Annotated in this window: 14 protein-coding genes; 2 read left to right on the top strand and 12 right to left on the bottom strand. The window is 43.3% G+C overall.

The window, feature by feature from the left end; translation table 11 throughout:
- The 12 genes from AC13DA_RS01085 to AC13DA_RS01030 form a co-directional block, all read right to left on the bottom strand.
- The coding region (locus AC13DA_RS01085; protein WP_284452315.1) for an outer membrane protein assembly factor BamB family protein at window positions 1-818 on the bottom strand (818 nt) is incomplete at its 3' end.
- 174 nt (window positions 819-992) lie between these two features.
- Window positions 993-1631 (bottom strand): response regulator, encoded by a 639-nt coding sequence (locus AC13DA_RS01080; protein ID WP_284452314.1) that lies wholly within the window; start codon window positions 1629-1631, stop codon window positions 993-995.
- A gap of 40 nt (window positions 1632-1671) precedes the next feature.
- Entirely contained in the window at window positions 1672-3447 is a 1776-nt protein-coding gene (locus AC13DA_RS01075; protein ID WP_284452313.1) for a methanol/ethanol family PQQ-dependent dehydrogenase, read from the bottom strand.
- 224 nt (window positions 3448-3671) lie between these two features.
- Window positions 3672-5450: a methanol/ethanol family PQQ-dependent dehydrogenase gene (locus AC13DA_RS01070; protein WP_482945780.1), complete on the bottom strand. Its 1779-nt coding sequence runs from the start codon at window positions 5448-5450 to the stop codon at window positions 3672-3674.
- 184 nt (window positions 5451-5634) lie between these two features.
- On the bottom strand, window positions 5635-6279 hold the full coding sequence (locus tag AC13DA_RS01065) for a response regulator (protein WP_007146860.1): 645 nt from the start codon (window positions 6277-6279) through the stop codon (window positions 5635-5637).
- Window positions 6276-7619 carry a sensor histidine kinase gene (locus tag AC13DA_RS01060; RefSeq protein ID WP_007146861.1) on the bottom strand — a complete coding sequence of 448 codons (1344 nt, stop codon included), beginning with the start codon at window positions 7617-7619 and terminating at the stop codon, window positions 6276-6278. Before AC13DA_RS01060 ends, AC13DA_RS01065 begins: the two co-directional genes overlap by 4 nt.
- A gap of 144 nt (window positions 7620-7763) precedes the next feature.
- Window positions 7764-7835 (bottom strand): pyrroloquinoline quinone precursor peptide PqqA, encoded by a 72-nt coding sequence (gene pqqA, locus AC13DA_RS01055; RefSeq protein ID WP_081443609.1) that lies wholly within the window; start codon window positions 7833-7835, stop codon window positions 7764-7766.
- Window positions 7836-7973: 138 nt separating this feature from the next.
- Window positions 7974-8618, bottom strand: a complete 645-nt coding sequence (locus AC13DA_RS01050) for a response regulator (RefSeq protein WP_284452324.1) — start codon at window positions 8616-8618, stop codon at window positions 7974-7976.
- Window positions 8615-10333 (bottom strand): PAS domain-containing protein, encoded by a 1719-nt coding sequence (locus AC13DA_RS01045; protein ID WP_273178780.1) that lies wholly within the window; start codon window positions 10331-10333, stop codon window positions 8615-8617. Before AC13DA_RS01045 ends, AC13DA_RS01050 begins: the two co-directional genes overlap by 4 nt.
- Window positions 10330-10647 carry a thiosulfate oxidation carrier complex protein SoxZ gene (gene soxZ / locus AC13DA_RS01040; protein ID WP_007146864.1) on the bottom strand — a complete coding sequence of 106 codons (318 nt, stop codon included), beginning with the start codon at window positions 10645-10647 and terminating at the stop codon, window positions 10330-10332. The genes AC13DA_RS01045 and soxZ overlap by 4 nt, the downstream gene beginning before the upstream one ends.
- Window positions 10647-11135, bottom strand: a complete 489-nt coding sequence (locus AC13DA_RS01035; protein ID WP_284452323.1) for a thiosulfate oxidation carrier protein SoxY — start codon at window positions 11133-11135, stop codon at window positions 10647-10649. The genes soxZ and AC13DA_RS01035 overlap by 1 nt, the downstream gene beginning before the upstream one ends.
- A 3-nt stretch (window positions 11136-11138) precedes the next feature.
- Window positions 11139-12581: a beta-barrel assembly-enhancing protease gene (locus AC13DA_RS01030; protein WP_284452322.1), complete on the bottom strand. Its 1443-nt coding sequence runs from the start codon at window positions 12579-12581 to the stop codon at window positions 11139-11141.
- A 101-nt stretch (window positions 12582-12682) separates the two neighbouring features.
- Here AC13DA_RS01030 and AC13DA_RS01025 point away from each other — a divergent pair, with 101 nt between their 5' ends.
- Window positions 12683-12913: a sulfurtransferase TusA family protein gene (locus tag AC13DA_RS01025; RefSeq protein WP_284452321.1), complete on the top strand. Its 231-nt coding sequence runs from the start codon at window positions 12683-12685 to the stop codon at window positions 12911-12913.
- 234 nt (window positions 12914-13147) lie between these two features.
- Window positions 13148-14518, top strand: a complete 1371-nt coding sequence (locus AC13DA_RS01020; RefSeq protein ID WP_284452320.1) for an acetamidase/formamidase family protein — start codon at window positions 13148-13150, stop codon at window positions 14516-14518.
- Window positions 14519-14625: the final 107 nt, after the last annotated feature.

The following is a 14625-nucleotide window of genomic DNA, read 5'->3' as shown; positions in this document are numbered from 1 at the left end:
TTACCGTAGTAGAACATGTTCAGATCTGGATCGTATGAATACCAACCCCATGTTGTACCACCACCAATTTTCCATTGGTCACCTTGCCAAGTTTTCAAAGATGAATCTTTGCCAACTGGTTTCAGCATAGACATGGTTTTGTTAGGATCAACTAACATTTCGTCATCAGGACCCGTGCTGTATGCCGTGTACTGTTCTTTACCATCCAGGCTATAGGCTTTGATATAACCACGTACACCAAACTCACCACCTGAAATACCCACCAGAACTTTATCTTTAAATACGTGAGCCGCTGCAGTGCTGGTCGCACCACGTTTTGCATCATCACGTTTGTCAGACCAAACTACGCTACCGTCAGCGGCATTCAGAGCAACTAATGTTGTATCCGCTTGATTCAGGAAGATTTTGCCATCGCCATAGCTTAAACCACGGTTAACCGTGTCACAGCACATAACAGGCACTGTTTCATCGTAGTTTTGTTTGGGTTCATATTTCCATTTGATCGCACCATCATTATTTAAGTCCAATGCGAATACGATGTTTGGAAATGGTGTGTGAACGTACATAGTACCGTCGATAACCAAAGCGTTACCTTCGTGACCACGTAAAACACCGGTTGAGAAAGACCATGCCATGTTTAAATCTTTGACATTGTCTTTGTTGATTTCAGTTAATGTTGAGTAACGTGTATTTGAATAGTTACCTGCTGGCATTACCCAGTTATTCGGATTTTTTTGCATTTCAAGCAATTCATCAGCTACAGCCAAGCCAGGCGCAGTCAATGACATCATTGCGATTGATAAAGTTTTCAGCTTCATTTTATATACCTCTAGTATTGAAGGTTTGTTTTTATAGGTGGCTAATCTATAAATAACCACTGCTGAATACTTTATTCTTATTTTTCCCCTAGCACATTAGGAGCAACTCCCTATATAAGCAGGAATTAATCATAGTTAACTCGGGATTGACTTGGCGCTAGAAATGAATTCTGATTATTCATTTAGGGTGATAACGTGATGCTTGAGTGCTAAACGAACCAGCTGAATGGGTGTCGCTATATTCAACTTTTGCTTTAACTGCGTTTGATAATTAGCCATTGTTTTGAGGCTGATCTTCAATTCTTTCGCGATGGATTCTACTTCCATACCTTCAGCAAGTAAACGAAAAATCTCAAACTCTCTAGGGGTAAGTATTGTGCTTGGCTCCAGATCATCAGCAACATTTTTTAATGCCAATTTTTCGGCAATATCCACACTCAGATATGTTTTGCCTGCAGCGACACTTCTAATGGCTAGCAGCAATTCTTCAGTTGTACTGGTTTTTCTTATGTAGGCTTTTGCACCAGATTGGATAGCTTCATTAGCAAAAAAAGACTCCGGCAGGTTCGAAAATATCATCACACGGGCGCTTGGGTATGTCATTGTAAGCTCATTAACCCTATTTAAGGTCGAGCCATAAGCCGTATTCATATCAATGATGAATACATCCGGTTGATACTCTTCATACAAGGCTGGCAGTTGATCACTCTGGTTGGTCTCTGCAATCACTAATATGTCACTCTGTTCTTCAATTAGACGTTTAATCCCAGCACGTACAACATGATGCTCATCAACCAGAATGACTGTTATCATTAATATTTACATCACTTTTATCTTAGGAAAGTAAGTTGGCTTAGAGGCTAAAGACACTTAATACACCACCTAGATTTGTCCAGCTGGAAAGTGATTTGTATAAACCTACTGCTCCATCGCCATCAGCATCATTTTTTAGTCCCATCGCCATACCAATACCGGCCCAGCCACCCAGTCCAGATATCACTGAAACGTATTGTTTGCCATTATGTTCATAGGTATTGACGTTACCAATGATTCCCGATGCCGTCTTAAAACGCCAAAGCTCGCGTCCGGTATTGGCATCCACCGCTTTTAAGTAGCCTTCAAGGGTGCCGTAAAAAACAATATCTGACCCAGTTGCCAAAGCACCTGACCAGACAGAAAAACGTTCTGGGTTAGACCAGACAATCTTGCCTTCACGGGCATCCCAGGCAATAAAATTACCTAAGTTGGGATCGTCATCTACCGGGTACATTGACAGGCTGGCTCCAACATATGGCTGACCGGCCACATACTCGACTTCAAATGGTTCATAATCCATACAAACATGATTGGTTGGCACGTAAAACAAACCGGTTCGTGGAGAATAAGCCGCCGGTTGCTGATCTTTTGACCCTAACGCTGCAGGACAAATACCCGTTGTATTCTCATCTTCACCATTAAAATCGGGCGAATATTGTTGAACACGGTCATGCCTTCCGGTGGTTAAATCAACCCCTTTTGACCAGTTCACAGATGGATCAAATTTCTTCGCCAGTAATAACTCACCCGTTTCTCTATCCATGGTGTAGGCAAAACCATTCCTATCAAAGTGAACTGCGGTTTTGCGTAGTTTATTTTTAATTTTCTGATCACTGAGAATAATTTCATTCACACCGTCATAATCCCATTCATCATGAGGTGTCATTTGGTAAATCCACTTTGCCATTCCACTATCCAAATCTCTGGCAAACAATGACATAGTCCACTTATTGTCACCGGGTCGTTGTACGGGATTCCATGTGGAAGGATTTGCTGTCCCGTAATAGAACAGATTTAAGTCAGGATCGTATGAAAACCAACCCCATGTGACACCGCCACCGATTTTCCATTGATCACCCTGCCATGTTTTCAGAGATGAATCTTTACCTACCGGTTTCAACATTGAGGTGGTTTTTACAGGATCTACCAACATCTCATCATCGGGTCCTGTGGTATAGGCTTTATACTTCACATTCCCCTGTAAATCATATGCCTGAACATAACCACGAATACCAAATTCACTGCCAGAAATACCAACTAAAACCGTATCGTTAAAAACAAAAGCGGCGCCAGTACTGGTGGCACCTGTCGTTGGATCATCACGTTTATCAGACCAAACGACTTTACCTGTGTGCATATCCAACGCAACCAAGGTCGTATCTGCCTGATTAAGAAATATTTTTCCATCTGCATAAGCCAGGCCTCGGTTGACCGTATCACAGCACATGACTGGCACAGTTTCGTCATAGCTCTGCTTGGGTTCGTATTTCCATTTAATAGCACCGTCATTATTTAAATCGAGCGCATAAACAATATTAGGGAAAGGTGTATGAATATATAGAGTATCGTCAATGACTAGAGAATTGCCTTCATGACCACGTAAAACACCTGTCGAAAAAGACCAGGCCATGTTCAGCTTGTTAATATTTTTTTTATTGATTTGCTTGAGTGATGAGTATCGTTGGTTATTATAATTTCCGGCTGGCATCACCCAGTTGGCCGGATCATCTTGAAGTTTTTGTAATTCATCAGCTTGGCTGGTGCCAGCATAAATTCCGACTGCAGAAGCAATTAAAAATCTTAGAAATGTCATATTACTCAGTTTATTCATTAAAAATGCGTTTTCAGGGCATGTAGGTCATCACACTCTATGCCTAAAAAACGAATGAATCACCGGCAAATCTTCCCGATCTGACCAGTCTGAGTATTTTCACATGTGACAAGTGAACCTTGGCTGAATAAAAAAAGCCCGACATCAAACGATGCCGGGCCTTTTATTCAGACTAAGATTACGGAGTAATCTATATCATCTAGGTCTTACAGGCTGAATACACTCAGAACACCACCCAGGTTAGTCCAGCTAGACAGTGATTTATATGCACCGACTGCGCCTAGACCATCTGTTTCGTTTTCTAAGCTTGGAATCGCCATACCGATACCAGCCCAACCACCGACACCTGACAGTACAGAAATATACTGTTTACCGTCATGTTTGTAGGTGTTGACGTTACCGATAACGCCTGATGGAGTTTTGAATCTCCACAGCTCACGACCTGTTTGTGCATCAACGGCTTTCAGGTAACCTTCTAATGTACCGTAGAACACGACATCAGTCGCTGTTGCTAAGGCACCCGACCAGACTGAGAAACGTTCTGGGTTTGACCATACGATCTTACCTTCACGGGCATCCCAAGCGATGAAGTTACCCATGTGAGTACCACCTGGTGCAGGGAACATATTCAGCGTTGCACCCACATAAGGTTGACCCGCTACGTATTCCACTTCAAATGGTTCATAGTCCATACAAACGTGATTGGTTGGCACATAGTACAGACCTGTACGAGGCGAAAATGCCGCTGGCTGTTGGTCTTTAGAACCTAAGGCCGCAGGACAAATACCCGTAGTATTAACGTCTTCGCCATTGGCTGCTGTTGAGTATTTTGCAGCACGCTCAGGCAGACCTGTTTTCATATTAATACCAGTTGCCCAGTTAACTGCTGGATCATATTTTTCAGCCACTAACAGTTCACCAGTGACGCGGTCCATGGTGTAACCAAAACCGTTACGGTCAAAGTGGACAGCAGTTTTACGCATTTTGCCTTTCACTTTTTGATCAGCAAGAATGACTTCGTTGATACCGTCATAATCCCACTCATCATGTGGCGTCATTTGGTAAACCCATTTCGCCATACCGGTGTCTAAGTCACGACCCCATAGAGACATTGACCATTTGTTGTCACCAGGACGTTGAACCGGGTTCCAGGTAGATGGATTACCTGAACCATAGTAGAACATGTTCAGATCGGGGTCATAAGAAATCCAGCCCCAAGTGGTACCACCACCAATTTTCCATTGGTCACCTTGCCAGGTTTTCAAAGATGAATCTTTGCCAACCGGCTTCAGCATAGACATGGTTTTGTTAGGATCAACTAACATTTCTTTGTCAGGACCTGTGCTGTATGCCGTGTACTGTTCTTTACCATCCAGGCTATAGGCTTTGATATAACCACGTACACCAAACTCACCACCTGAGATACCGACTAAGACTTTGTCTTTAACAACAAATGCAGCGCCTGTGCTGGTTTCACCTTTTTTAGGATCACCACGTTTGTCAGACCAAACCACTTTGCCGTCTTCAGCATTTAATGCAACAAGTGTTGTATCGGCTTGGTTCAAGAAAATTTTGCCATCGCCATAGCTTAAACCACGGTTAACCGTGTCACAGCACATAACAGGTACTGTTTCATCGTAGTTTTGTTTGGGTTCATATTTCCATTTCATCGCACCATCGTTGTTTAAGTCCAACGCATAAACGATGTTTGGGAAAGGAGTATGGACATACATAGTGTCACCGATAACCAAAGAGTTACCTTCGTGACCACGTAAAACACCGGTTGAGAAAGACCATGCCATGTTTAAATCTTTGACATTGTCTTTGTTGATTTGAGTTAATTCAGAGTAACGTTGGTTGTTGTAGTTACCTGCTGGCATTACCCAGTTATTCGGATTTTTTTGCATTTCAAGCAATTCATCGGCAGCAGCCAAGCCTGGCACTGCCAATGTCATCATTGCTAATGACAAAGTTTTCAGCTTCATTTTTAATCCCTAGTGTTTGATTACAGAACATGTCGAGAGGAATAACAACGACATGGTTCCCACACTTTATGCTCGTTATGCCCAAGAATCATTACCAAAGATTCCCGATTTTAGCGGGAACAAATCGACACAACTTAAGGAAGTAAAACCTAAACTGATGAAATAATTGTCATTTAAGTGAAAATCACTGCTCCGTAATTACACCATATTTCATGGCCAATCTGACCAATTCAACCGGAGAATGAATATCTAGCTTCTGTTTGAGACTTGTTTGGTAATTAGCGACTGTTTTTTGACCGATATTTAATCGTCCCGCAATTTCTTCTACTAACTTTCCTTCCGCCAATAAACGGAAAACTTCAAATTCCCGTGAAGTTAATCTTTGCGTCGGGTTATCATCGCCAGTCAAACTTTGCAAAGCGACTTTTTGTGCCATATCTGCACTCAAAAAGCTTTTGCCTGACGCGACTTCTTTTACTGCCTTAACAAGATCCTCAGCATTACCCGATTTTGCTACGTAACCCATGGCGCCAGCGGTCAGCGACTGAATTGCATAGGTCGCATTTTCATGCATAGAGAACATAATGACTCGTGCATCAGGCCAACGATGAAGAATCCTGCGTAATGCCTCAAGGCCCCCCATGCCAGGCATCGACATATCCATCACTAACACATCCGGACGATTCTCCGGATAAGTTTGATAGGCCTGTTCTCCACTCTCCGCTTCAGCAATCACTTTTATGTCTGAATTTTGTTCGAGTAATCGACATAAACCTGATCTGACTACGGCATGGTCATCAGTCAGCATGACTTTAATTAACTGGCTCACGCATTATCTCCTTGTTTGGGAACCGTCACATCAATCGTGACGCCTTGATTTAAATTAGATGTAATATCAAAAGTGCCGCCCACACTGTCTAAGCGTTCTTTCATTCCTGCGAGACCAAAACGCTGTGTGTGCTGTGATGGTTCAAAGCCTTTGCCGTTATCACTCACGGTCAAATGAATGGCACGCTTTTCCTCTTTTAAAATGATCCATGCCTGCTTGGCTTTTGAGTGGCGGCTGATATTGGTTAGGCATTCCTGTATGACGCGATAAAGTGTTAATTGGGCATTTTCTTCCAGTGACGAGAACTCACCATCAAATTGATATTCCACTTCAATATTCGGATGTCTTTCACGCCAGCTATCCACTAACTCCTGCATTGCTGCAATAAAACCTAATTCATCGAGTCCGCCCGGACGCAAGCGCTGCAGCATGGTTCGCAGAATATCCATCATCAAGCCCACTACTTCATCAATCGCCGAAGCACTTTTTTTAGCAGCCTCAAGATCGTTGGTAGACTTAATCACCGAAGCATCAACATGAATTGCCGTCAGATGCTGACCAATTTCATCATGCAGTTCGTGAGCAAGACTTTTTCGCTCAGCTTCCTGCAAACGAATAATCTGTTGTGTCAGGCGATGGTTATTACGAATACTACTTTGTAAGGTAGAAGCCATCATGTTGAATTTATGGCTGATACTGGCCATTTCGGGTAATTCAAATATAGGTAATCGGCTATCCAGATTCCCAGTTTCAATATCAGTCAGCGCAGAAATTATCTGATCGATAGGTTTTAAGGCGCGAGCCACTACCAGATAAACTAGAATATTCACAAAGACAAAAAATAATGAAATCATGGTCAATAGTGTTTTCGTCTCATCCCAGGCCTCGGCTATTTCATTATCAGGCTTAGGTTTTATGACTAACTCACCAATTTTTTGCGAATTCACATAAACCGGCAGTCGTTCAGGTTTTAAATCATCAAGGGCAGAATACATCTCGCGACCAAACCAGTCGGGATAGGGTTTATGGTCATTACTGGTTTCATCTTCATTACTTTCGATAAGTTGATTATGCATGCCATAAAATTCGATTCTTAAATGCCTGACTCCCGTGAGCTTATTCAGCATAAATGGTGATTCAGGCTGCTCTTTAAGCACTTTGTCTTTGAATTTAAAATGACTTAACTCGGCATTGAGCATGTGTAAGGCGAAGTCCATGGTAGAGGCGACTTCAGCCCTAACATCTTCACGAGCACTATGGATCGCTTTTACAGCGCCAATCACTAAAATAATTAACAAGACAGCTGTGACGATAAGATTGAGTCTATATCTGAGATTCATGCACTAGGACTATGTGAAATAAATAAGCATTCTAGTATTGCAGTGATGTCTTGGAGATAGGAGAAATTCCCTTTTACAAAAGTGACAGACAAAAAAAAGCCCCGATTAACGGGGCTTTTTGAATTTCTTAGAAAGAAAGGCGTTTTAGCGATTACAAATATACATTGTTACTTCAAAGCCAAAACGCATGTCTGAGTATTCTGGTTTAGTCCACATAATCAATTCCTCTTAATTGATTCAGTCACTATTGGCTGAATTCCATGGTTCACAGTCTACGGATTTGTGTAAACAATTCAGAGAGGTTTTTACTCGACATGACTCAGGATTTTTCTGAATAAACTAAACAGGATTTTCTCATGCATCAAGCAAACCACTACGAATCGCCAAGCGCGCTAACTCTGCAGAGTTTGAGACATTCAATTTTTGCTTGATGTTGGTGTGATGAGTGCCCACTGTTTTTGGGCTTAAATTCAAGATATCCGCAATTTCGTTTACCGTTTTACCTTCCGCCAGCAAACGGAAGACTTCAAACTCTCGCTGACTCAAGACATCAATCGGATTCTCTGAACCAGTCAGTTTTTGCATGGCTAGCTGCTGAGCGATTTCAGGCGCAATACAGGTTTTGCCCTGAGCGACCATTTCTACTGCTCGTAGCATTTCTTCCGGAGCACTCCGTTTAGGAATGAAACCTAACGCCCCTGCCTGCATTGCCCTTGTTGTAAAGACACTATCTTCATGCACACTAAGGACAAGAATTTTTGCAGAGGGGTCTCTGGCAGTGATCCTTTCTATGGCACCTACACCTCCGATGCCAGGCATGGATATGTCCATAACAACAATATCAGGATGATATTTACTGAAATCCTGAACAGCCTGCTCACCACTGCCTGCCTCTGCAATCACAGTAAATTTGTCACCATCTTCCAAAAGTCGACGAAATCCTGCTCGCACCAGTTCGTGATCATCAACCAGCAATATTGTTTTTTTATCCAGACTCATAATAATCTGTCCGCTCTTAGAGGAATAACCACGCTGACTTTGACGCCATTGCCTGGCTCACTGGTAAGTTCAAACTCACCCCCGAGGCTGTGAGCACGCTCGCGCATGCCCAACAATCCAAAGTCGACGTCAGAATGTAGGTCTTTAACAACCATACCTTTACCGTTGTCTTTAATCTCGATAGAAAGATTATCTATATCACTATTACTGGCTTTCTGTGTTTTTACAATAACATTGATCTGACTTGCCTCCGCATGTCTGACTGCATTGGTTATGGCTTCCTGCACCACACGGAATACCGTCATATTCATCATTTCATTCAGATTATCTAAACGACCTGACACCCGAATATCAAACTGGATATCAGGCTCACGTGCCTGCCAGCTGGTAATCGCTTGCTCAAGTGTCGGCACCAATCCTAAATCATCCAAAGGACTCGGGCGTAAACGCGTGATCATATTATGAACTACATCATATATATGACTCGTCGTATCAATAATAGCCTGGGCACTGTTGAACACTCGCGGTTCGCTCTGCTCCGTACGATTGCGGATTAATACCGCATCGGTTTTTATCGCTGTCAGGCACTGACCCAACTCATCATGAAGCTCTCTGGCTAAATGACGCCGTTCCGCTTCTTGTACTTCATCCATATGCTGAGTCAGTAAACGCGTCTCCCTGAGTTGCGTTCTAGCGGCCTCAGCCTGTTTTAGCTCGGTGATATCACGCAGTGTACAAATCAGACCAATGACCTGCTGCTCTTTATCAAATAACGGCACCGTTGACATAAGTAAGGCCACTTTTTCGCCATCTGGTCGTAACAGCGTAGTCTCCATATTTTCTGTGGTTTCACAGTTTTCTAAAATGGAAGCTATTTTCTGATGAGACTGTTCAAAGCCCAGGTTAGCAAGTGCTTCACCTTTTAACACCAAGGTTTGTTTGGCAAATAAACGTTCGGCTGTAGAGTTACAAAATGTGATATTACCAGCATGATCCAGTGACAAAATGGCATCGCCGGACTGCCGAACTAACATGGCTAAACGTTGATTTTCTGCCATACTCAGTTCCAGCGCCTGACCCATTCTGTTAAAGGTATGACTGATTTGATTCATTTCAGCCAGGCTGAAATCCGGCAGGCGTAAGTGCAAATCGCCTTTCTCAAACGCAGACAAAACTTGCAATAGTCTCTGCAAAGGCCTTAAAAACCAGTCAACACCCCAGTAAAGGAAAATACTGACAAATACAAAAGCCACCATACCTAAGGCCAGGATGCTCCGTATATCCATCCAACGGTCACTGATTTCTTGCATTGGCGCAGCATAAATCACCATATGGCCGGTGCCAAACCGTTTAGAGAGAGGTGTCACTTCGGGAAACAGCACTTTGACAAACCACTCAGGAGGCTCGACTTTGAGTGTTTCATCCGGCTCTCCTTCGAAAAGAAGCCCCTGCGAATCGAACATCAAAATATGTAAACTTCTTATCTGACTCAGCGCTTTGACCATTTCATGGATTTGCTGGTTGATACCATAATCCCGGTTAAGCGGTTTATCGGCTAAGGTCAGAGTAATAAGACGAGCTGCGGCAGCCATCGTATCTTCAACTTCAATCTGAACAGATTTTCGTGCGTTAGTAATCAGAACACCGGTACTGGCGAGTAATGCCACCAGTAAGAGCACGGTAAAAAACAGATTAACTTTTAACTTAAGACTCATCGTAACTCAGTTTCTGTTACGCCTTTAGCGCCCAGATTATCGACCCAGCGAATCATAATCTTATCGCCAACGGCTCCTCCCGCCAATTGAAAAGAGAAATAAGGATTACGAGCCGTTGCCGTGCCACATTTTATCGCCATCACCTCGTTACCATTTCGCCAGCAACGAATATCCTGAATAAATTGGGCTGGGATCAACTCACCGTTTTCATCCTTACCTCTACCGGTATGCATCGGATGGGCGAGTAATACTCTTACAGTCGTATCGCCTTCTTTTAGTTTGGCACGAATCCGGTCTCGGGCAGTTATGGCCATCAGGCACATCCTCCAATATCAACTGAGATGTCACGTGAGGTTTGATAAAGCTTGCCATCGGCACGAATGACAGCAATGATTTTTGAATCTTCCGCCACTTTTATCATGCTTTTGAATGGCAGTTTTACACCTTCTGTGAGTTCGATACTCATTGCTAATGGATTGGGATTTTTATCCACGAGAATAGCAATCCGTTCTATATTCTCCAAACTGGATATCACCTCAAAAGGCACAGAGGCGCCATTAACGGCGTAGCTAGGTGGTGAGCCCACTTTAAAACTCACTTTATCTTCTGGAATATCTTGTGCCTGTCCTAATAAGGTAAGCAGCGCATCCTCAACCGTATCCGCCGTAAAGGCATCAGAGGGCCAATGTGCCAGTACGCGTTTTGGAGCCAGCAAGCCAGTACTGGCCACCAATGCCAATGTAGATGCTGAAATAGCACTTTTCAAAAACTGTCTGCGTCGCTTGTCGGCATTCTCCGTCATTATTTAATTTTCCATCTCACTCATCGCATTCTCAACTTCCCGCAATCGTGAAGCAATTTTGGAAAGTTGATATTCATCATGACCAGCCGCCTCTGCAGCCAGGTGCAATTGATCTGCAGCGGCCTTCAGTAAGCCTGACTGATAGTAATACTCAGCAAGCCATGCATGCGACTCGCTTTTTTGCCCCATATCACCTTTCGCCTGGGCCATTAGCTTATATATCTGCCGTCCTGTCTCACCCAGCTCAATCTGGGTCTGTAATAGCTTAGCCGCTTTATCGGGTCTGCCTGTTTTTAACAAGGCATGCACCTCATTCAGCGTCAATGCACGATCGTCAGGATATAGACGCTGATTGTCTTCATAAATCGCCAGGGCTGCATCGACACGACCTATTGATAATTCAATATCTGCCAACGCCAATTGATAGGCCAAACGATCAGGCTCTTTCTCAATCAATGGCATCAAACGCTGACGCGCTAGGGTGTATTGTGCACTCTTCATTAATGCCAGCACATAACCATAATTCAGCGGATCTTTATTTTCTGGTTTATCTTCCGTTAATTGCTGTTGATAATACTTAATCAAATCCTGACTATCCTGCGCCGTCATCACACGAAGCTTTTCTCTGACTAAGTAAAACTGCTCATGATCTGAAAGCCTTGGTTTTACCTTATATTGAGATGCACGACCTCTAGCATCGGCTATACGTGATGTGGTGACTGGGTGAGTTCGTAAAAACTCTGGAATCGCATCGCCACCATAAAAGCGACTCGCTTGCTGGAGCTTTTCAAAAAAACTGGGCATCGCATCAGGATTAAACCCTGATTTAACTAATGTCTGCATCCCTATATTGTCAGCTTCTGCCTCATTCGCCCTGGTATAGTCAATCTGACTCTGAATACTCCCTGCCTGCACTGCCATGATCGCCGCCGAACCGGCTTTAGGATCAGCGGCACCCAACAGCGCTGCAGCAATCATGGCAGCTGTTCGGGGAATCGTCATCCGTTTTGAATTTTCAAAGCTTCTCAGTATATGGCGTTGCGTGATATGCGCAATCTCATGCGACATTACCGAAGCCAGCTCATCTTCATTTGCTGCGGTCAGAATCAAGCCTGAATTGACCCCTACATACCCACCTGGCGTAGCAAACGCATTTACAGTAGCGTCAGGAACAACAAAAAAAGTGTAGTTCAAATTAGGTTCGTTACTATTAGAAGCCAATCGGTAACCTAAGGACTGGATATAACTATTCACCTCAGGATCTTCTACCAAGTCAGTACTTTGTTGTAAGCGCCAGAAAAATGCTTGACCAATCTCCTGCTCTTCTCGAGGAGAAATCAATTCACCTGCGCTATCCCCCATTTCAGGTAAGGCAATATCCAGCGCCCAGCCACTACTAAGATGACTGAAAAAAACTAAACTTACGATTTGAAATATTGTTCTCATAAGCCAAATAGACCCGCCAGTAAGGTACACGGTTCCAGTGAGACACTGAATATAAATCCGTTTATCATTGCATCATTCTAAGAAAAAATGGGATAAGTAGTATGTCAGAATTTCAAAAAGAAATTGATACCTCCGGCCTCAATTGCCCTCTTCCTGTGTTAAAAGCCCGGAAAGCACTCGCCGATATGTCACCTGGACAACGGCTTTTATTGATTGCCACCGACAAAGGTGCAAATAAAGATATTCCTACTTTTTGTAAAATGACAGGCAATGCATTAATAGAAATGTCTCAAGTCGACGATAAATATCATTTTGTTGTTGAGAAAGCCTAATTTGACATCGTACTGAATGGTGGCGATTCATCACATTACGCGCCAATATTGATCACTTGCTCAGTTATGATCCGAAACAGCATATCGCCAAATACTGCTTAATAAGCGCTAAACAGAATTTATTGTATAAAAAACAGTAACTAATATCTGTTTTAATGCCAGAGTAAAAGGTGGCACCTTATCTGCTTGTTTTTAAAATGTTTTTTCATTTTAAATAATATGGAGCAGTTATTAATGAACAACATCAGTCCACTCAAACACACAGGATTCATTGCCAGTTCTATCTTTTTCACGATATTAAGCAGCCCGGTATTTGCGGAAATAAGCTGTGATTCAGAATCAACAGAAGCGAAACATCATTACATTCCGGCTAATAATAAAACGGTCCACTGGGGCTACTTCAGTAAAAATAAAGCACCACAGGCAGTTGTTCAATCTGGTGATTTTGTGACTCTGGAAACATTGACACATCATGCTAATGACGACGCAGAAAGAATGGTAAAAGGCGATCCCGGTGCTGAGAGCGTTTTTAAATGGGAAAAAAATGATAAAGGTGTGGATCGACGCGGTGCTGGCCCCATGGATGCGTCAATCTATGGTCGTGGTGCCGGTGAAGGTTTCGGAGTTCATGTTTTAACTGGTCCGGTCTATGTCTGTGGTGCAGAGCCAGGTGACGTTCTTGAAGTACGCATTCTGGATATGTACCCGCGTCCCTCTGGAAACCCCAAGTATGCTGGTAAAACATATGGCGTTAATGCTGCAGCATGGTGGGGATATCACTACAACGATATGATCGAAGATCCTAAACCGCGTGAAGTCATTACTATTTTTGAGCTTGACGCAACAGGTGAGAAAGACTGGGCAAAAGCGGTCTACAACTATCAATGGGTTCCTCAAACCGACCCTAACGGTGTCGTCCATGAGAAAATTGACTATCCAGGCGTCCCCGTTGATCACAGCAAAATCACTAAAAACACAAAAGTCCTCGAGAATATTCGCGTTCCTGTCAGATTACATTTTGGAACAATGGGGGTAGCTCCGGTCGAAACAGATTATGTCGACTCTATTCCACCAGGCTATTTTGGCGGAAACATTGATGACTGGCGTATTGGTAAAGGTGGCACCATGTACTACCCTGTTGCGGTTAAGGGCGCTTTACTCAGTGCCGGCGATCCGCATGCAGCACAAGGTGACTCAGAACTTGCTGGAACCGCTATCGAAACCTCAATGACAGGCGTCGTTCAAGTTATTCTTCACAAACAAAATAAGTTGCAAGATACGGTTTTGGAAGGCCTGGATTACCCTCTACTGGAAACAGACACCGAATGGGTTGTTCACGGCTTTAGTTACCCTAATTATCTTGAAGCACTTGGTGAAAAAGCACAGAGCGAGATTTACGCAAAATCCTCTATCGACAACGCCATGCGCGATGCTTTTAGAAAAATGCGCCACTTCCTGATGACGGCTAAGGGACTCACTGAAGATGAGGCCATTTCATTAATGTCAGTATCCGCTGACTTCGGTATTACACAAGTGGTAGATGGTAATTGGGGCGTTCATGGTGTCATTGAAAAACGCGTCTTTGCTGGCGATTCAATAAACTGATTAGCTTTAATATTTTTATCCATCAGAACACCAAAAAGGCTATCTACAGATAGCCTTTTTAATGGAACACTCCTGCTCGATGACCAGGAATAAAATTGTGATGAGGT

It is taken from the genome of Methylophaga sp. F-2, assembly GCF_056859315.1.
The sequence above is the reverse complement of the archived record's forward strand: the minus strand, read 5'-3'. Positions and strand labels throughout refer to the sequence as shown.